A 20526-nucleotide genomic window follows, 5' to 3' on the forward strand; every position below is an offset into this window, starting at 1 on the left:
CAAAGTCTTTTACAAACGAACTTTAACATTGAAGTTAACCGATCTGCTTGCCGGCCAGTATCCTCTTTCCATACCGTTTGAGCCTGTGGCTATACTGTACTTGTAAGCGTCCGGATCAAAGTTTTTGGTTTCGCGATGGAGCAAAAACAGGTTACGGCCTATCACCGAAAGATCGATGCTCTGGAAAGGCGTCTTCTCCACAATTTTCTTCGGCAATGAATAGCCAAAGCTCAATTGACGGAACTTTACGTACGAGGCGTCTTCAATCGCCGATTCCGCGATTTTCTTGTTACGGTCCCAATATTGGCTCGGGTTGGCGTACACGGCATTGTCTCCCGAGTTAGGCGTACCGTCCTCGAAGACACTGTTTCCAAACCATTTTTCCATTCCGCCCGTCGCTACCCATTCATCAGGTGATACGCCGGCAGCTCTCCTCGCCTCTTCCGAAGCGATCCAAGCTTCCCTGCCTTCCAATGATTCCGCAGAGGTTCCTTGCTCGTTAAAGCTGATATTCGTAGTCGAAAGGATATTGCCTCCCATCGAGATGTCGATCTGGGCACCCAAAGTGAAACCTTTATAACTGAAAGTATTTGTCACCGAACCTGTCCAGTCCGGCTCCACTTTACCGAGCACGGCGTTCGGATCGTCGCCTTCCATCACCAGACCTTCGTCGTCAACGATTACGTTTCCATTGTCATCCCGGAGATATTTTGTTCCCCTGATTACAGGAAAACGCTCGCCTTCCACCGCCGCAATGTGGCCTTTCTTTCTGTCATAAGCCATAATCACCGCATCTTGGCCATCGAGATCAATCACTTTTGACATCGACCTATCATATGCGATATTCAGGTTCCAACGGAAATCCCCAACTTCCACCGGAGTTGCGTTAAGCATTATTTCCAAACCTTTCGTTTGAACTTCCCCGCCATTTATTGTTCGGGTTTTATATCCTGAGGTCTCAGACACAGGACTATTCGGGAATATCTGATCTGTCGTATTTACCAGGTAATATGTAGCGTCTAAACCATATTTTCCGTTCAGGAATCGTAAGTCAAGACCGAATTCATACGAAACAGAATATTCAGGCTTAAGATCATAAAGAGGCAAACGTGACGGATTACTCAGATACACCTCGCCATTCAAACTTGTCGGCAAGCCATAAGAAGTGTTTATAACTCCAGCGCCCGTATCATTACCCACGGCAGCTACGGAACCTCTCAACTTACCAAAAGAGAGTATATCATTATTCTCAATAAACTCTGAGAACACCACACTACCCGTGACAGACGGGTACCAATAATTATTATTGTCTTTAGAAAGCGTAGAAGTCCAATCCCCACGCAATGTGCCTTCAAGGTAATAAATATCATCAAAGCCAAACTGCACGGTACCAAACACCGAGTTAACCACTTTTTCCCAAGAACCGTAATTTGTCGTTCGCACTATAGTGTTATTGAGCGTGTTCAGGTCCGGAATTTTATACCCTTGCCCTTCAATGGAACTGCTTCTGCTCAAACGGCGGAATTGGGTAGCACCTATAGTGGACGATACTGAAAACCTTCCGTCAAGGAATTCTTTTTGGCCTGAAAGCAAGAAATCAGTCGTAGTCGTTTTCCTATACCCTTCTGAGAATCCGTACTCACCCAACTGGTTCGCTCCCCATTTAGTGTTTTTGGCGTAAATCAAATGAATCTCGCTTTCCACCTGATCAAAACTATGGCGCAAAGACGCGTTTAACCAATCCGTAAACTTGTAGTTCGCCTGAACACTACCTATCAATCGACGGCGTTTGTCGTTATTGCTATTTTCAAAAAGCGCCCAGTAAGGGTTGCCATTATACTTCGTATTGGACCAAATAATCATCCTGCCATCCTCGAAGCCTTTTTCTCCCCATACCTGCCCGTTCGAATTTCCATATTTATAATTTTCGATATCCGAGGTATAGAAGCTTCGGGGAGCCTTAGCCAACTGCATATATCCCGAACCGCCATATCCTGTAGACATTCGGTTTTTGGCGGATTGCTCAACATAATTCAGCTTGGCGTCGATAGAAAAACGATCAGTCACATTTTGCGTCATACGCATCGAAACACCGGTTTTCGACCAACTGCTATTCGGTACATATTCGTCTGCCTCCTGATTTAGGAAAGACAAATAGTACGTAGCCTTTTCTGAACCGTATGACATCGACAGGTTATGGTCATACCTCACTCCTGTTCTGAACAAATCCTTATGGTTTTCCGACTGTGGCGAAAATTTCCGAACAGGCTTATCCCTTAACCAACCCACAACAACATCCTGTCCTTCCATTTTAGGACCCCACGATTCATCTTTTTTACCTCCGCCCAACATTGGCAAGCCATTATACTCTCCATCAAAGAGTCCGACTCCGCTATCGCCTCTATGGCCTTGGCCATATGTGTTTTGCAAATCAGGGAAGATGTAGGCGTCCGTAAGCGTCACGCCGCCTTTGTAAGAAAGCCCAATGCCCTGCTTCTTCAAGTTTTTCTTAGTCGTGATAACCAAAACCCCCGGAGCCGCTTTCGAACCGTATAATGCAGCGGCGTTCGCCCCTTTCAATACCGTTACACTTTCAATATCCTCTGGGTTAATATCCGACATTCCGGATCCATGGTCAAAATCTTCGTTACTGTTACTGTTTTTTTGATTACCGCTCCCGAACGAACCACTATCATAGATAACACCGTCCACCACAATTAGAGCTTGGTTGTTACCCGTCAATGAGGTGTTACCCCTCAACACCACTTGTTGCGCTCCATTTGATCCACCGCTCGTATTGTTAATTCTCAAACCAGCGACCTTGCCCTGAAGACTGTTGATCGCATTTGTTTCTCCTGTCGCAACAATATCGCCCGCTTTCACCTCCGTAATAGCGTAACCAAGCGCTTTTTTCTCCCTCTTTATGCCCAGCGCAGTAACGACAACCTCGCCCAATTGCTTGACATCCTCCTGCAGGACAACATTTACCGAAGACATATTCTTGGACACAAAAATCTCTTCTGGCGTATATCCCACCGACGTAACCAAAAGTACACTTCCTACTGGGACTTTAACCCTAAAGTTACCCTCGACATCCGTGATTGTCCCTAAATCCGTCTGCCCCTTCACCACCACATTCACGCCGGGCAAACCCTCTCCGCCAGAATCTTTCACCGTTCCGGAAACTTCGACATCTTTTTTCTGAGGCTGTTTTTTCTCAGTGATCACTATTCGTTTCCCAATGATTTTAAAGGTCAAATTCTGAGGCCCCAAAACCTCATTCAGCGCCTTTTTCAATCCGACGTTTTTCAGATTGACCGAAACGACAGCCTTGGTATCAACTACCGTGGAGCTGTGAAAGAACTCGTAGCCCGACTGGCTTTCCAAACTCTTCAGCACCACCTCCAAGGGCAATGCCTTGGCCTTAACGGTCACCGTTTTTTCGGGTTCACTTGCCGCTTGAGCCTCCGAATAGGAAAGGCTCATAGCCAAAAAGGCAAAAAGCATCCCCGCACTCACGATTTTTCTCGCAAGCGAAGCATAGTAAAAGTTTTTCTTCATAACTTTAAGCTTAGTATTTAAAAAGTGTCCCGGAGTGAGTCTGCAAACCATCCGAGACAACAACAGTTACAGGCTGGCCTTTTGCCGGCCTTTCGTTTTTAAGCAAAACAATCCCAGCCCGCCTCCCTTTCGGGAAGCGGAAAAAATTATAGCGTACAACAAACTGGGCATTCTTAATCGAGCGCAGATTTTCCCTATTCGGAAAACAGGCTCACTTTATCATCATCCACCTTCACTCCCACACCTTTGGGCAAGGCCAACCTCAACAATTCCACCACTTCGTCCAAAGGCCTAGTCCTATCCACACTTCCTGTTATGCGAATTTTCCCGAACCGCTCCTCGTCCACATCAAAATCAACACCGTACATACGTTCCAGCAAAACGGCCAGCTTGGCCAGCTCCATCGACTTTAACCGTACCACACCTTTCTCCCAGCCAAACTCATAACCGTCAGACTTCTTTTTGGTCAACTTACCTTTCCCCAGATCCAAGACAGCCACCTCGCCCGGTTTCAACTCCAGATGCGGATTGTCGGGGCTAGTGCCAGCATACATTTCCACCCGCCCCTCTTTAAGGCTGGTCGTCACCACTCCATCCTCTGGATAAGCCTTCAGGTTAAACACTGTTCCGGTTACTTTCACCGAGGCCTTATCAGATATAACCCAAAACGGTATGTCTTTATTTTTCACAATCTCAAAAAGACCTTCGCCCGAAAGATAAACTTTGCGGTCACCCGAAAAATCCACTGTCCGCAAGACGCTTCCGGCGTTAAGGCTAACACGGCTACCGTCCGGCAAAGTATATTTCACCACGCTTCCGTAAGGAACTTTCACTTCCGAAACTTTCGGCTCGTCGGTGTTGAGGCGCCAAATCAACAGATTCGCCAAAACAGCCAAAGGCAATAGCACCGCAGCCACTTTGGAATAAGTAGTCGACAGCCTAAACTCTTTTTGTTTAGGTTTTTCACGTTCAGGAACCGAACGGCGAACTTCGTCCATAATACCCGCAATCGACGCAGTATCAGGCTTCATGTCCTTTACGGCAATTCCCGACCTAACCCAAACGTTTTTGGATTCGGCCAATTGGGAAAGCTCCTCTTCCCCTAGCGCGCCTTCCAGTTGACGAATCTCCTGTTCCGTCATCTCTCCAGCCAAATATTTTGCTATATACTCTTCCATTTCAGTCTTCGTATCCATAATGCGCAACCTCTAAAAAACCCTTAGCTCATTTTAAAAAAAAATTGAATTTTATTTCAAAACGCTAAAAAAGAGCGAAAAAACCAAGCGCTTTTTTCAACCATTGTATTTCCAAACTCAAGTCACCAAGTCTTTAAGCGACTCCCTAAGCAACTTCAGGGCCTTTCCCATATGCCCTTCCACCGTCTTTACCGAAATCCCCATTTTTTCCGAAATCTCGGCGTATTTGAGCCCTTCTTTCCTGCTAAGCAAGAATACGGCGCGCCGTTGTTTCGGCATCGAGTCTATCAAATCCTGAATACGTTGGTCCGTTTCGTTAAAAGCAAGTTGGGCCGCCGGATTAGTCAAGGCCTCCATATTCAAACTCGTGTTCAACTGGTGCCTAAGGTAATCCTCATACGTTTTCCGGCTCTTGCGCTTCCGCAATCGCATTATGGAAAAATGCTTCGCCAAAGCGAACAAGTAGGCATCTAGCCGCGAATCGTCAGCCAAAGTTTCCCGCTTTTCCCATAGCTTCACGAAAGTATCTTGCGCCACCTCCCGCGCCTCTTCCTCGTCTCCCAAATACTCTTTTGAGAAATACACTATACGGGAATGATACTCGTTTACTATCCGCTCAAAAAGCTGGATATCTCCGGCTCTCAATTTCTCAATCGAAACCAGGTTAGTTAGCATAAAACATAAAGTTCAAAATCACAACCTCCGCCACCACCAAAAAGTGGCCCGCCTCATATTCTCCGATGGGGAAGGTAGAAAAGAAGTCATCTCGTCGGGCGCAATATAGCTGGAAAAACATAAAAGCCCACTCCCTCGCCATTATTCCCCGCTACAGTTCATAATCCGTTAATAAAAGGATTTAAAAAAGACAATTATATTTCATTCAACAATAACTTCCATTTCAAATCCGGCACACCTAACGAATAGTCAAATGTCGGCAACGTTCCCGAGAAAACAAGCAAAAACGGCGATAAAGTTGAATCACCTTATCGCCGTCTGAAAATGTCCGCCTGGATTACCAGAAGCTCGCCATAATAATCCGACAGACTAAAAACACCTTTTTATTTTACAAGAACACTTGCCTCCGAAACGCCTTCCCAACGAAACCGGACAAAGAGCTTCCCAGATGTGCTGTCCCAATAAAAACCGTCTTTCACATTATCAAGTTCCGAGACACCGTCCACAGCTTTCACTTTTTTCCCATTTACCAAAACTCTCTTCGGTTTCTTGGAAAACCCGATAGCCTCCACTGTCACCGTTCTGTTTTCAGGCATACTATCATATTTGCCCGCCACGTCACGGTCCAGATTTAACGAAAGGCATTTGGAGTCCACTTCTCCGGAGAAATCCAACATCTCGCTTTTTCTTCTGGCGTAAGCGTCTTTTGTCACGCCGTCGTCCTCATACATCCGCCCCGTCACCGAGGTTTTCTTTTCCGGGCAAAAGAGTTTAAGTTTCAACTCTTCGCTTGAGTAGCGATTAGCCGAATAGTAATTTTCTACTGTAGGAATCACCGCTCCAGCTCTCACAAAAACGGGAAATTTATCTAAATCAACCCCATAATCGATATATTCGCCTCCCTTAAATCGTTCCGACGTAATTAAGTTAAACCACTCACCTCCTGTTGGTAAATATACTTTTACACTCTTAGCTCCTTTATCCAAAACTGGCGCAACCACCATATCATTACCCCAGTAATATTGCTGGTCCAAGGCTTTTAACTTATCATTGTCTGGCTCCTGAAAAAACATCGGTCTTGCCAAAGGCATCCCATGTTCCAAAGCTTGCCAAGCCATGGTGTACAAATACGGCATCAGCTCATAACGGAGTTTCACATACTTCCGGACGATGTCTTTGGTTCTCTTGTCAAAGAAAATCGGCTCTGCCGGAATATCGCCCAGAGCGTCGGCATGCGGGCGATAAACTGGATTAAACACGCCAAACTGCGCCCAACGCGTATACAGTTCACCGTCCTTTTCGCCTCCGGCAAATCCACCTATATCAGACGACATATACGGAATTCCGCTCATGCTCATTGTCAGCAGGATCGGCATTTGGGCCTTGAGTCCGGACCAATTTCTACCAACATCTCCCGACCAAGGGAAAATAGAATAACGTTGCGAACCGGCGAATCCCGACCTGTTCAGATGGAAAACCCGCTTGTCAGGATACTCTTGCGCATACTTTTCAAATACCATCTTTTCCCAGAAATGGGCGTAGATGTTATGCACCTCATCGGCGGTGCCGTTTACGTGCCTTACCCACGAAGGATGGACCTCAGGTTCGCCAAGATCGCCCCACCAACCGGCAACACCGATTTTGTTTTGGCGATCATATTGCTCCCAAAACCAGTCTTGGGCCGACGGCTTGAAGATATCAATCAGAGCCGTATTTCCGAAGAAGAAATCGTAAGTGGCGGAAAGTCCCAACGTGTCCAATGCGAAGATTCTGAGAGAATCACCGATCTGGAAGTTCTTGGTATTTGTAAGAACGAAAGGCTCGGTGATCAAAACTGTATTGACACCCATTCCTTTCAAAGAATCGATCATCATTTTCGGTTCAGGCCATTTTTCATAATCCCAAGCCAAATCCCCCATATAACCTTTTACATCCGGGCCAAACCAGAAAAGGTCCAACACAACCCCGTCCAAAGGAAAATCTTCCTCTATCATTTGGTTCATCGTGTTCAGAACCTCTCCCTGTGTCTTGTATCCAAAACGAGACTGAATATTCCCCAAAGCCCAACGGGGCGGCATAGGTTGCGTACCCGTCAATCTTCCGTACTTGTTCACCAAATCCGGGAAATCATCGCCGGCCACAACATAATAAGCCATGCGTCCGCCCACGGCTCCAAATTCCAGCGTATTCGCTTCGGTCTTGGCCATGTCGATGTAACCTTTCGCCCCATTGTCGAAAAGCACCGCATAGTTTTTAGAGGAAAGCACCAACGGTAAGCCGTAGTTCATCAGCTCAGAGCCTTCACCGTAGGCGTAATGGGCTTTGTTGTAGAGCTCGAAACGATAACCTCTTCTCGACATCGGGACGGAGCGCTCGCCAGCTCCGTAAAGCGTCTCGTCGCCTTCCAGTCCAAAACTGAAACCGCTGTAAAGGGAATCGGCAAAAAAGCCCCTACGTTCCTGCAAAAGTTGGCGCCCTTCGTAATAATAAGAAATGCTGAACGGTTCCTTATTGATGTGCACCCGCATCCCGTCGGACACCAGCTGAAGCGCCACTTCCGAATCCACCAGCTGAGGCTTCATATTCTCCGTAGCGCGCATAACCACCGCATGCGAAGGTCTTTCCGGCTCGTCCAACTTGGCTACCACCTCCACAATCGACGGGCTCAGAAACCTAATCGCCAACCTGCTCTCGTCAGTTTTTACTGACAATACGTTATTTTTGAAATTATGGCTAATATATTTTTCGCCTTGGGCCAGTGCGCTCCCAAAACTCAAAATCGCCACAAACAAGACAGAAACAGCCTTTAACACGGCCGTCGCCCTATCCCCCTTGAGATTATTCATCCTTGACATAAACTATTGTTAAACCCTGAAATATGATACAGCGTCCAAACCGAACATCACACCGATGTAAGGAATTTGGGCACAATAATGTTCGTAATTCTCGATACGATAATCTCAAGGTATTTTATTCAGAGCCATTCCGGAGGGGGATTCCGGAATAGTCCCGCATACTTTTCAATTGCTCAGAACAGGTTGTGATCAGAGCCTCAAATCCATTTTGAACTGCTCGTAATCGTAACCGTTTTCGTCAGTGTATTTCGTGTCGCATCCTTTTTCCAAAGCCTTTTTGCTGATCGACTCAACCCTGTTGTCCGGATTTGGGTGTGTGCTCAAAAACTCGGGGATTCCGGGAGTCTGCCCGTCATTGATCATCTTGGCGAAAAACGACGAAGCTCCGTCGCACTTATAGCGCGTACCTGACAGATACTCCACCGACTTGTCGTCGGACTCACGTTCGTGGGATCTGGAAAAGGCCAAGTTGGTCACGTTGCCAGCCAAGCCCGCCGCAATCTGCTCAATCTGGCCGGGATTTTCGCCAATCAACAGATTCAGCAAAAATTCGACACCGTAGGCTTGCTGAAGGTTTCGGGAAGTATGCCTAAGGTCGGCATGGGCGATCTCGTGGCCCAACACGCCGGCCAAGTCATCCGGTTTGTCCAAATAATCAATCAGGCCAGTATACACGAAAATATAACCTCCGGGGGCGCAAAATGCGTTCAGGACATCATCACGGATTATCCGCACTTCCCATTCGAATTCGTTACGGTATTTTACATTTCCCGAGTTCAGAATCTCGTTTACCATTTGGTCCAAATAGGCGTAAGCCTCAGGGTAGGATTCCCTGTCAAGCACGTCCACTTTCGAATCGTTCAACAACTCGTCGCGCACTTGGCGTCCCAATTTCACATCATCTTGAAGAGAAAAAAGCAACACTCCACTACTGCTGCACGAGGCTCCCAACAGGCCCAGGAAAGAAACAAGGAACAAAATTCGTCTCATCGGTCAGATAATTTTTCCGTGTCAAAATCAAACGTCAATGCCATTATTATGGTTTCACAAACGAATATAACCAGAACGGAAAGAAAAACTGAAAATACGCAAAAGCTTCTTCGATTTTGGGAAAAAACATTTTTCCGGAATCGATTGCGTTGCCATAAACCTCTTCAAACCATGAAACGACTGATATTTTCCATAACCGCACTTGCGTCTCTAGCACTATGTTTATACTCCTGCTCCGTTGACGAGACCCCTCCTTTCCTACCAGAATGGCAAAACCGTGGAGAGTACCTGCCCAAACAGCACTCACCCGACGAGCCTTTCAACTACAGCAACATCACCAAGATGAAAGGCGACAGGTTTTTTGTCCAACAGTTTATATTCGGAGCGGAAGGAACGGAAATACTTTTAAGCGAAGATCTTGGACGAACCTGGAATACCAGCTTGAGCATTCCATACACCGCTAACAACACATTCACAACACACGGAGAAACACACGCATGGTTTATAATAGCCGGAGACGGCGAGTTACCCCAAGTACACCGCACAGATAATATTGGTACAACTTGGGAAGCACTGGATCCCGTAGACAGCGGTTTAGACCCTAGATTTTCCCCAAACGCGTCATTCTTCCTCAACGACAAAATAGGCTGGGCATCGGGAAGCGACAGCATTGCGTCAGCGTATAAAACCATTTACAAAACAACGGACGGCGGGCAAACTTGGAAGAAAAAAACAAACGGTTTGACCCAAGACCGTTTCAGCGAATTTTCGGCAATAAAATTCAGAAACAAGGACGTCGGGTTTGCGGGAGAAAGGGACGGAATCTGGCGCTCCACAAACGCCGGAGACCTTTGGGAAAAGGTATACACTGGGCAAGAAATATACTATGCCGACATCGTTTGCACCTCGGACAAGTCGGTGTACGCCCTCGGCAATTTGCTATCCACAGACGCCACCGTTTTACTCCACAGCGTGGACGGAGGCGACAATTGGACTTTCCTGAAACTGCCCGCGATTTTGGACAACACGTCGGCCAACCAACTGTTTTTCGTAAACCAAGCCGAAGGATATTTACTTACCAAAGATTTTCTCCTGCGCACCAAGGACGGGGGACTCAACTGGGAAGTGGACTTTAAGGTAAAGGGTGACGACGACGGTTATTTCCTAAATATGGCTATCATTCCAGGCAGTGGTTTTCATCAGAAATTCATGGTAGGAATAGGCAGATACCGTTATTGGTATTACGGCTTTCCGGATGAGAAACCTTAACCTGATCGCCAAATTTTCGTATGTAAAGATTACAATACAAAATGTGTATGAAAAACAAGCTATGAAATTATCCGCCGGCGACCCCGCCCCCCTTTTTAATCTAGTAGACGTTTTTGAAAGACCCGTAGACCTAAGCCAAAACACAGGCAAGAAGACTCTTGTCGCTTTTTTCAGAAACGTAGCGTGCCCGTTTTGCAACCTCAGAGTATACGAATTGCTCAAGGCCTCTGAAAGGTTGAAAAAAGAAGGACTGGAAATGATTTTCTTTTTCGAATCGAAAAAGAGGGTGATTCTCCGAAGTTCTTTTCATCAGGAAATCGCTCCGATTCCGCTCCTAAGCGATCCGGAAAGGGAATGGTACAAAAAGTACGGCACCGAAAGATCGCCCTTGGGCATGGTAAAAACCATATTCAACAGCGAGGCTTCCAAAGCCAAAAGGCGGGCCGTCGGAATGGGGCTTCCCGATAGCGGGGACACTAAAGGGACGACCGGAAACCTAATGCCGGCCGAGTTCCTTCTCGGTCCCGATTTGAAAGTCGAATACGTCCATTATGCCAAACATCTAAACGACCGGATTCCACTTAAGCAATTAGAACAATACGCGGCCTCAGGGCTAAAGGCATAAAAAAAATCCCCGCATGAAAATACATGCGGGGATTTTTCATTTTTATGTTTCTTTTCAGGACAACACCGAAAGGTTCTGCGATTTTCCTATCACGGCCACTTCCGCCACGCTTCCGTTTTGGCGTTTTACAGGCTTGAAGGTTAAGTCACAAACATAACGTTCCCCGTCTTTATCCTTTTCCATTCTGATATCCGCGCGTTCGCCAGCCAACGCTACTTTCAAATTGCTTTCCCAGTGAGCCTTGTCCTCTTCCGGAATAGAATCATACAAGTTCGCTCCCCTCACAAATTTCGCGTCAATAGTAAACGGACTCTTTACCGCCGCCTCATTGCAAACGGTCAATTCCATATTCGGGTTTATGGCAAAATACAGATCTTCGGAATTGTTCAACAAAGCCGAGTAAAGCCTTTCTCTTTCGTCAAAAGCCTTCTGCAAATCACCGTCATTTTTAATTTCCCTAGAAGTAACAGCGATACCGATCACCTCACCACGGTCGTTTTTAATCGGGTTACAAGTCGCTTCGTTTATAATCGCCTCGTTTTTGTCGTTGGTCGACTCTAGGGTATGCACATAAGTCTCTCCCTTCATCGCTTTTTCGTAGATAGGCTTCCAATATTCCCAAGCCTCTTTACCCAAAGAATCCTCAAGGTAATCGCCCACTTTCACATCCCAATTCCTGGCGTCCATCCTTCTTTGCAAAGCCTCGTTTATGATGGTCACCCGATATTCCGTGTCCAAGGCCAGAATAGTGTCCTCGGTATTGTTGATCATCGAACGCAAGTTGTATTCCTTCTCCCGGACCTGCTTTTGCGCCCTCTCCATTTCCTCTTGCGTAGCGGCCAGTTCCTCAAGGTTTTGTCTCATTTCCTCTTCCTGTGCCCTAAGCTCCTCGGCCTGGATTCTGGTTTCCTCCAAAAGCCTGCTCGTGTGGGCGTTGATGCTGGCTACGGAAATAGTGGACGCCACCGCTTCGCTCAACTTCTCGACAAAATCCACTTCATGTTTCTCAAATTTCTTGAAAGCGGCCAGCTCTACAACACCGTATACTTTACCGTCCATTTTCATCGGCACCACCAGAACGGAATTAGGGTTCGACTCCCCTAGCCCTGAGGTTATCCGCACATAATTCTGCGGTATTTCGGTCATGAAAATGGTCTCTTTCTCGATGACCGTCTGCCCGGCCAAGCCCTGTCCGGCTTTTATTCGCTTGTTCAAATGCTTTTTCCGACTAAACGCGTAACAGGCCTTCAGCTCCAACCATTCGACGCCTTCCTCATCCTCCTCAATCACGAAAAACATCCCTTGGTTAGCGCCAAGGTACTTAACCAGATTGGTAATCACGACATCGGACAACTTGTCAATATCCTGATGATATTCACGAAGCCACTCGTTGAATTTGGCCACTCCACCCGCAATCCATTGGTTCCGTTCCTCATTGCTACGCAATTTTATCAACGAGTCCCGCATCTGTACCAATGAGTCCGAGAGTTCGTCATTCTCATCCCGGAGCTTAATGTCAGTATCCATTTTACCCGCCCCGATCTCACGTGCGTAACCCACGATCTGGGAAAGTCCTTGCGAAAGTGAAAGCACTTGCTCTTTTAGCTTCCTAAACTCAAGAATCTTAGTCCTGTAAGTCAGCTTTACCTTGTTGAGTTTTCCCAAAGAAAGATGATCCAAGGCCTTGAACATCTCTTCGATATAGATATTCAGCCTATTTAGGAACCTCCACGAGATCAGAAAAGACAAGATGAAAAGCACTATCGCTCCGCCGAACAGCCAAGCGAAGCCCGTATTCATTACCCCGAAAAAACTATCGAAAGACAATCTGGAAACCAAACTCCAGCCTTGCCCTATTTCTTCAGTGTATACGCCGTACGCCTGACCATCAACTTCAGCCTCATACACTTGGCCTGAAGCCTGAAAGGCCGCGTCTTCCCCCACTAAATCCTTCAGTTTGGTATCAGGTTTCACGCCGCAGTTGCTTCCTTGGATTTTCCCTTTAGGGTCAACCAAAAAAACATCCACTCCGTCACGCTCGCCCATCGCCACGGCCAAATTGGTCTCTGAAATTGCCCAGTAAATCGCCCCCAACAACTTACCGTCAGTATCAAACACCTTGTGATCAGAATAAAAATGCCGCTCGCCGTCGTCATCGGTCGAGACAACCCATAACTTATCGGCGGGACCATTGAGAAAGCCCGAAAAGCCCGTCAAGTTGTCCGCATCCGGCTTATAAGGATACACGCCGCCGGCGTTATCGACAAACACGTTGCGGTTTGCCAAAAAGACCCCGAACCACAAGTCCCCCTCCACTCGCTCCTCGGTCAACCTACCCAAAAACGCCGACACATCCGCCAAATCCGACGAATCCGACGCCATCCAGGCCATCATTTCCGGATTGTTCCCCACGGTCTGCAAAGTGCTTTCGGCCAAGCCAAACAACATCTCGCTTTCCTTGAGTCTTTCGCTAGTCAACATCGGGACAACACTCTCCTTCAGTTGGTCAAAGAGCCTTGTAACTCCAGCATAATACAAACCAGCCCCCAGCACAGTGGCTACAAATAGCACTAAGCCGAAATTCAACAGCAAAAAACCCTTCAGGGAATTAAACTTTTTAAAGAATTTCATAAACAAATATCTCCTCGGTTTGAAAAATTCCTAAGTCAAAATATAGCAGGCAGACACACCCACACTGAACTTGCAAAATAATATATGATTATGCAATATATACCTAATCTCATTTCCCTATTTCTGGCATATATTAACATCGAACAACCGAACATACATATGAGACAAACTTCTGACGACAGCAAAAAACAATCATCCAACCCTTGACACATGTAATATCCAAGCCTATATTTGCACACGCAACATACGGAAAAGGGACATTAGCTCAGTTGGTTCAGAGCGCTGCCTTGACAGGGCAGAGGTCGTGGGTTCGAATCCCGCATGGCCCACAAACAACTTACCTTAGGCCCTTCACAATAACAATGGCTTAAGGCAGAAGACAATAGGAGTTTTGGATTTCATTATGGATCCAAGACTCCTTTTTTTATCTATAAACACCTTCTACGAAACCTTATAAATATTCTTTTTCCAATATTGAGAATAGAAACCGGAATCGTAATAATCCAATTCATTACGAGAGCCAGACACGTCACCCCCCATTCTCATTACGCAAATCTTATCCGTAGTAACTGCCAATAATCGTACACGCAGGAACAGAATCAGGCTTCGCCAGAATGAAAACCCAAGACAAAAAAACACCCCCGCAGTTCAGCACCACAAGGGCATTGATATTTCTTTCGGCAAAACTTACGACGCTACACTTTCCACAAACCTTATCCCCTGCAATCTCCGTAACCAACCTTTCAAGAATTTCTTGTTTTCCCGTTTTTCTGCAATCCGTTTATAAAAATCCTCCCGACAGGCCCTAAACTCCTCAAAAAGGTCAAACGCATCACACCTATTGGTAGCTTTGGCCGTATTCGGCCCAAACACTCCATCGTCCGCAATTGCGGGTGCTCCATCCTTTTCCGCCAAAGTGTTTACGCATTGCTGAAACTGCTTTACGGCCCTGTTTCCGCTGTTTACCCATTGGTCAAACACAAGCTCGGAGAGACTGGCATTTTCGATCTTGTCGAATGAGTATTTTTTATACATCCGCAGATAAAAGGCGTAGGCTTCCGAATCCAGATCTTCCAAACGCTCGTTATGGGCCAACCGACTATCACCCCTCTCCTTCTTCACCTTGTCAATAGTTTCCCAACCGGGCCAGCCCGGATAGTTCTTTCGGGTAATCCCGCAATAGGTTTCGCCACCGGCATCGCCGGACACTTTGGCGTAATAGCCTTCACGCAAGGCCAGACGGTCATGAATCGCTTTGAAATCTCCCATTGATTGGTTTAGGCTTGTGATTAGTTATTTATGAAAAACTTATTTCTACCCCAACTTAAGCGTTATCCACCGAAAATCCTTCAGCCTCTATTTACCACAGTCATTACACGCTTTATCATAAGGCAAAATATCGTTTTTATAAATACGGACCTTTTCGAAAAGCTTTGATTCCTGTACATAAGTCTTTTGAAGCCAGAAACCTGTTTCGGCCAAAAGAAATCCCTTTTATTAAAAGGCAAAAAGTTGAAAGTCTGAAGTCTAGCACTAAAGGTTTTTATGCAGAAAACCCATATCGAAAAAATAGTTCTTATGATTTTCAGGATCAATATACAACATCGCTTTCCCTTTCTCCCCCAACAAAGAAATTACGGTGTGTTCGTCCAAAACAACACTACAGCGCAATTTATACGGCTTGTTTTCTATCCAAAAAATCCCTTGAATATCTGTAACAACCTGCTCTACCGACTTCTCATTCAACTCAGGAGAGTCCCCCATCTGAACATTCTGGTTTCTATATCTTGGCTTTATTTCCGCCCAATCATTCGATTTCAATTTACATTTCGCCAGATCAACCTCTACTTTTAATCCATTTTTCATAAGCCTTCGTCTTTCTCTACGAAGCCAAAAATCCGCCCCAAAATAAGAATCGCGTTTATTGATCAAGTACGCCAACAAAAGAAGCCCTCCCCCAACACCTAGCAAGAATTTGCCATACACATGGAATGATGAGGTCAGTCCAGCCGAAAACGACAAGAATCCCAAAAAGCCAAACGCAATCATCATCGTATCCAATGCATTGGACAAGAGTTTTTTGAAATCGGTCATATCAGAATCACACTTTAAAAATAGCTCGAGGAATTGATTCTAAAAATACAAAAAGCCGGGACACGTTTTGCCCCGGCTTTGGTCAAGAGAGTTTATAATAGAGGATTCGAATTCTATTCTTCTGTGACGGAATTAATGTCCGCCCACTACCAAGTTCAGTACCGACAAGGCACCAATGGCCCACATCATCAAGGAAAGTTCCTTGGCTCTTCCCGAGGCAACCATAAGCACCACATAAGAGATAAAGCCAAACACAATTCCCGTACTGATGCTGTATGTCAACGGCATCAGGATAATGGTCAAGAAAGCCGGTACGGCTTCGGCAAAATCTTTAAAGTCAATCTTGCGAACATTCCGGAACATAAACACGCCCACGATAATCAATGCAGGAGCGGTGGCGTACGCCGGAACAATGCCGATCATCGGAGCGAAGAACGGCGCCACAAGAAACAATACACCCGTCACTACCGAGGCGAGACCCGTTCTGGCCCCCGCCGCAATACCCGATGCGGACTCGATAAACGTAGTCGTGGTACTGGTACCCAAAAAGGAACCTATAACCGTAGCCACGGCATCGGCTTCCAGCACTTTGCCCACTTTCTGGATCTTCCCTTTTTTGTCCACCATATCGGCTTCGTAAGAGCAGGCCACTACGGTACCCACCGAATCGAACAGGTCGACAAACATGAACGAGAAGATGGCTCCCATCAAAGACACGCTCAAGGCGCCCATAATGTCAAGCTTGGCAAACGTCGGAGCCATAGAAGGAGGCAACGACACCACAGATTCAGGCAAGCTGACATCGGCGAAAGCCAAAGCGAGACCGAAAGTGATGAGGATACTGTAAAGCAAAGCCCCTTTTACCTTCTTCACTTCCAACACGGCGGCTATCAGCAAACCTACCAACCCGATGATAACGGTTGGAGTCAAAGCTCCAAGCCCTACCAAGGTAGCCGGATTGTCAACGATCAGGCCCAAGTTTTTAAAGCCTATAAAGGCGATAAAAAGGCCAATGCCCGCCGCCACGGCTAAGCGCAACGACAACGGGATAGCGTCCACTATCTTTTCACGGACTCCCGCAAGAGTCAACAGCAGGAACAACACGCCGGAGATGAAAACCACCCCCAAAGCCTGCTCCCAGCTTACGCCCATACCCAACACCAACGAGTAGGTAAAGAAGGCGTTCAGCCCCATGCCGGGCGCCATCGCAAAAGGAACGTTGGCCCACAAGCCCACCAACACGGTGCCGATAAAACCGGCCACACATGTCACGGTAATCAAAGCGCCCTTGTCCATTCCGGCGTCACCCAAAATGGCCGGGTTAACGAATATGATATAAGCCATTGTTAGGAAAGTGGTCAATCCGCCGATCACCTCTCTGCGGGTTGTCGTCTTCCTTTCCTTAAGCTTGAATATTTTCTCGATCATCTCAGTTAAAAAATCTATCCGCCCCTAGTTGAAAGAATATTTAACGGCCACGGTAGGCATAAACTCCACGTCACCGTCGAAGGTGAAGAAGTTTTTCGAGATTTCGCACTCGCCGCCAAACGAGAAGCCGTTACCCACATTGTACCAAAGCTGTGGCTCTGTCAACAACACCGTACGGGGCTTCACGCCGTCCACAACAAACTTGTCCTCTGTCCAGACATCCAAAAATCCGTTGAATGTCAATTTATTGTCAAAGAAATTGCGGAACCACACCAAAGTGAACTGTCCGTCAATACCGTCTGAGCCTTCGAATTTTTTCAACAAATATGAAGTGCTCAGATTAAAACCGGCCACTTTGAAATCATAACCGATACCAGTCAAGAACGACGACGGGATTCCGAATTCAAGATCGTCTGGGGTGTAACCCTTGTCCACAAAACCGCCGTTGTATTCCAAATGGAAATTAAACTTGTTAAACTTCTTCGGAAGGGTGAATTTTCTGGCGATCTCCCAATACGCCAATGACATACCGCCTTTGTTACGGTCAAAGTCAAAATCCACAAACGTGAAAGTCGATCCGAGCTTATCCGGCTTGAACATCTCGAACGTCACCGTAAAATACTCACGGTCAGCGTTGTTCTTTCCGTCCTTCGCTTGCCCGTAATCGTAATGAAGTTGCAGATTTTGCCCTAAAGCTTCATCCACCGCACACATAGATAACACAAGTACCAACACCTGTACAATCTTCCTCATATCCCAGTACTACTTAATAATTTGTATAAATGAGGCGAATAACACGCCTTTGAAACTAGAACGAACAAATCGTCACGCACGCACGTGCGGCTCGTAAACAAACGACTGGGAAACCTTTAATACAGGGAAGACCACGGCGAAAATGCCACGGAAAATGTTGGAAAACCTCAAAAATCCGGCTTGGATACCGGTCAATTCGCCGGTAGTCTCAATACACCGGCTCCGAAGATTTAACTCCTGAAGTAAATTGTCACGCATATGACAAGGTTTATTGTTTCACCCAATTTTGTTCGAAAAACGGACGGGTGTGAACTGAAACCTTTAAAATCTGTTCACTTGAACCGTTTTTCGGGAGGCCCGATCCTTTCGGGAACTCGGCGGCAAAAGTAAACGAAGCCTCCGTATTTAAAAAAAATCGACCCCGAAAAATGAGCATACTTTCCTAAATCCGGTAAAATCATCCCATTCCATCAACATTTATTCACAGGTACGGAAATCATTACCCGATATTTACGCGCAGGCAACATACTGAAATTCGGAAAGCGCTCGTTTTTTCATAGCTTTGCCAAAATTTTCGAATTACTTGAAATGACGAACATCAGAAATGTTGCCATCATCGCGCACGTCGATCACGGCAAGACCACGTTGGTGGACAAGATCATCTACGCCACCAAAAGCCTCAGGGAAAACCAGAAATTCGACGATCTGATCCTTGACAATAACGACCTGGAACGCGAAAGGGGGATCACGATCACCTCCAAAAACGTTTCGGTACGCTACAAGGATGTCAAGATCAATATCATCGACACCCCCGGTCACGCCGACTTCGGCGGGGAAGTGGAAAGGGTTCTCAAGATGGCCGACGGAGTGCTCCTGCTCGTGGACGCTTTCGAAGGCGCAATGCCCCAGACCCGCTTCGTACTGGGAAAAGCCCTTCAGGCCGGCCTTAAGCCTATCGTCGTAGTTAACAAGGTGGACAAAGAGAACTGCCGCCCCGACGAGGTGCACGAGCAGGTATTCGACCTGATGTTCAACCTTGGCGCGGACGAGGAGCAATTGGACTTCAAAACCCTTTACGGCTCTTCGAAACAAGGATGGATGAGCACGGACTGGAACCAGCCTACCGATTCGCTGATTCCTCTTCTTGACGAGATCATCGAAACCATACCGCCGGCGCCGCAGGTGATAGACGCCGTTCCGCAGTTGCAGATCACGTCATTGGACTACTCTTCGTTCGTAGGCCGAATCGCCATCGGACGCCTTTACCAAGGCGTTTTGGAGGAAGGCCAAGACATCGGGCTTACCAAAAGCGACGGCACGGTAAAGAAAACGCGCATCAAGGAGCTTAACACGTTCGAAGGCCTCGGAAAAGCAAAGGTACAGAAAGTGGAAGCCGGAGATATCTGCGCCATCGTAGGTCTCGACGATTTCGACATCGGCGATACCGTAACCTCGTTGGAAGATCCGCAACCGCTCCCACGTATTTCCGTCGACGAGCCTACCATGAGTATGCTCTTCACCATCAACAACTCGCCGTTCTTCGGTAAGGAAGGTAAATTCGTTACCTCCAGACACCTGCGCGAACGTCTGATGAAAGAAACCGAGATCAACTTGGCCCTCAAGGTTCAGGAAACAGACTCGGAAGACAAATTCCTCGTTTACGGACGTGGCGTGCTTCACTTGTCAGTTCTTATCGAGACAATGAGACGCGAAGGCTACGAGCTTCAGGTAGGTCAGCCACAGGTTCTTTTCAGAGAAGTCGACGGACAGCGTTGCGAGCCTATCGAGACATTGGTAGTGGACGTACCGGAAGCCAGCTCAGGCAAAGTGATCGAACTCGCCACTCAGCGTAAAGGCGAGCTGAAGATCATGGAACCGAAAGGAGACGTTCAGCACTTGGAATTCGAAATCCCGTCGCGCGGACTTATCGGACTCCGTAACAACGTACTGACCGCCACCGCCGGCGAAGCGATCATGACGCACCGCTACAAGGAGTACGCTCCTTTCAAAGGCGAAATCCCGGGACGTAACAACGGGTCGTTGATCTCTATGGCCAACGGGCCGGGCACCCCTTACTCTATCGACAAGCTTCAGGACCGCGGCGTATTCTTCGTAGATCCGGGCGTTGAGCTTTACGTAGGTCAGGTAATCGGTGAGCACACCCGCTCAAACGACTTGGTGGTAAACGTTCAGAAAGGAAAGAAACTTACCAACATGCGTACTTCAGGTTCGGACGACAACGCCAAGATTGTTCCCGCCCGCAAGTTCTCGTTGGAAGAGGCTTTAGAATACATCCAGAAGGACGAATACCTTGAAGTAACACCGGAAAATCTCAGGATGAGAAAAATCATCTTGGACGAAAACGAGCGTAAGAAACAAGCCAACAAATAATCTGTTGGATCTTAATATTAAAAAAAGTCGGAGTTTACGCTCCGACTTTTTTGTTATA

At 46.9% G+C, this 20526-nt stretch carries 14 protein-coding genes and 1 tRNA gene; 4 read left to right on the plus strand and 11 right to left on the minus strand.

Features of this window, described 5'->3' with window-relative positions:
- Positions 1 to 9 precede the first annotated feature (9 nt).
- From AABK39_RS11855 to AABK39_RS11875, 5 genes are all read right to left on the minus strand, one after another.
- Complete coding sequence (locus AABK39_RS11855) at positions 10 to 3561, minus strand: SusC/RagA family TonB-linked outer membrane protein (protein ID WP_338391566.1); 3552 nt, start codon at positions 3559 to 3561, stop codon at positions 10 to 12.
- A 194-nt stretch (positions 3562 to 3755) separates the two neighbouring features.
- Positions 3756 to 4757: a FecR family protein gene (locus AABK39_RS11860; protein WP_338391567.1), complete on the minus strand. Its 1002-nt coding sequence runs from the start codon at positions 4755 to 4757 to the stop codon at positions 3756 to 3758.
- A gap of 117 nt (positions 4758 to 4874) precedes the next feature.
- Positions 4875 to 5432, minus strand: a complete 558-nt coding sequence (locus AABK39_RS11865) for an RNA polymerase sigma-70 factor (RefSeq protein WP_338391568.1) — start codon at positions 5430 to 5432, stop codon at positions 4875 to 4877.
- A 383-nt stretch (positions 5433 to 5815) separates the two neighbouring features.
- Positions 5816 to 8287 (minus strand): glycoside hydrolase family 31 protein, encoded by a 2472-nt coding sequence (locus tag AABK39_RS11870; RefSeq protein ID WP_338391569.1) that lies wholly within the window; start codon positions 8285 to 8287, stop codon positions 5816 to 5818.
- 189 nt (positions 8288 to 8476) lie between these two features.
- Positions 8477 to 9277, minus strand: a complete 801-nt coding sequence (locus tag AABK39_RS11875; protein ID WP_338391570.1) for a M48 family metalloprotease — start codon at positions 9275 to 9277, stop codon at positions 8477 to 8479.
- A gap of 171 nt (positions 9278 to 9448) precedes the next feature.
- Between AABK39_RS11875 and AABK39_RS11880 the strand changes: the two genes are divergently transcribed.
- Complete coding sequence (locus tag AABK39_RS11880) at positions 9449 to 10546, plus strand: WD40/YVTN/BNR-like repeat-containing protein (RefSeq protein WP_338391571.1); 1098 nt, start codon at positions 9449 to 9451, stop codon at positions 10544 to 10546.
- Positions 10547 to 10607: 61 nt separating this feature from the next.
- Entirely contained in the window at positions 10608 to 11171 is a 564-nt protein-coding gene (locus tag AABK39_RS11885) for a redoxin domain-containing protein (RefSeq protein WP_338391572.1), read from the plus strand.
- Between the two features lie 54 nt (positions 11172 to 11225).
- Here AABK39_RS11885 and AABK39_RS11890 read toward each other — a convergent pair whose 3' ends face one another.
- Entirely contained in the window at positions 11226 to 13802 is a 2577-nt protein-coding gene (locus tag AABK39_RS11890) for a PAS domain-containing protein (RefSeq protein WP_338391573.1), read from the minus strand.
- A 254-nt stretch (positions 13803 to 14056) separates the two neighbouring features.
- Between AABK39_RS11890 and AABK39_RS11895 the strand changes: the two genes are divergently transcribed.
- A tRNA-Val gene (locus AABK39_RS11895) sits at positions 14057 to 14131 on the plus strand.
- A 358-nt stretch (positions 14132 to 14489) separates the two neighbouring features.
- Here the strand turns inward: AABK39_RS11895 and AABK39_RS11900 are convergent.
- The 5 genes from AABK39_RS11900 to AABK39_RS11920 form a co-directional block, all read right to left on the minus strand.
- Complete coding sequence (locus AABK39_RS11900) at positions 14490 to 15071, minus strand: glycoside hydrolase family 108 protein (RefSeq protein WP_338391574.1); 582 nt, start codon at positions 15069 to 15071, stop codon at positions 14490 to 14492.
- A gap of 264 nt (positions 15072 to 15335) precedes the next feature.
- Entirely contained in the window at positions 15336 to 15896 is a 561-nt protein-coding gene (locus tag AABK39_RS11905; protein ID WP_338391575.1) for a hypothetical protein, read from the minus strand.
- Positions 15897 to 16028: 132 nt separating this feature from the next.
- The gene (locus tag AABK39_RS11910; protein ID WP_338391576.1) at positions 16029 to 17324 is read right to left on the minus strand and encodes an NCS2 family permease; all 1296 of its coding nucleotides are present in this window, start codon (positions 17322 to 17324) and stop codon (positions 16029 to 16031) included.
- Positions 17325 to 17348: 24 nt separating this feature from the next.
- Positions 17349 to 18077 (minus strand): DUF5020 family protein, encoded by a 729-nt coding sequence (locus tag AABK39_RS11915; RefSeq protein ID WP_338391577.1) that lies wholly within the window; start codon positions 18075 to 18077, stop codon positions 17349 to 17351.
- 72 nt (positions 18078 to 18149) lie between these two features.
- Positions 18150 to 18335: a hypothetical protein gene (locus AABK39_RS11920; protein WP_338391578.1), complete on the minus strand. Its 186-nt coding sequence runs from the start codon at positions 18333 to 18335 to the stop codon at positions 18150 to 18152.
- Between the two features lie 330 nt (positions 18336 to 18665).
- On the opposite strand from AABK39_RS11920, the gene typA reads away from it, so the two are divergent.
- The gene (gene typA, locus AABK39_RS11925; RefSeq protein WP_338391579.1) at positions 18666 to 20468 is read left to right on the plus strand and encodes a translational GTPase TypA; all 1803 of its coding nucleotides are present in this window, start codon (positions 18666 to 18668) and stop codon (positions 20466 to 20468) included.
- Positions 20469 to 20526 lie beyond the last annotated feature (58 nt).

It is taken from the genome of Fulvitalea axinellae, from assembly GCF_036492835.1.
GTDB lineage: Bacteria > Bacteroidota > Bacteroidia > Cytophagales > Cyclobacteriaceae > Fulvitalea > Fulvitalea axinellae.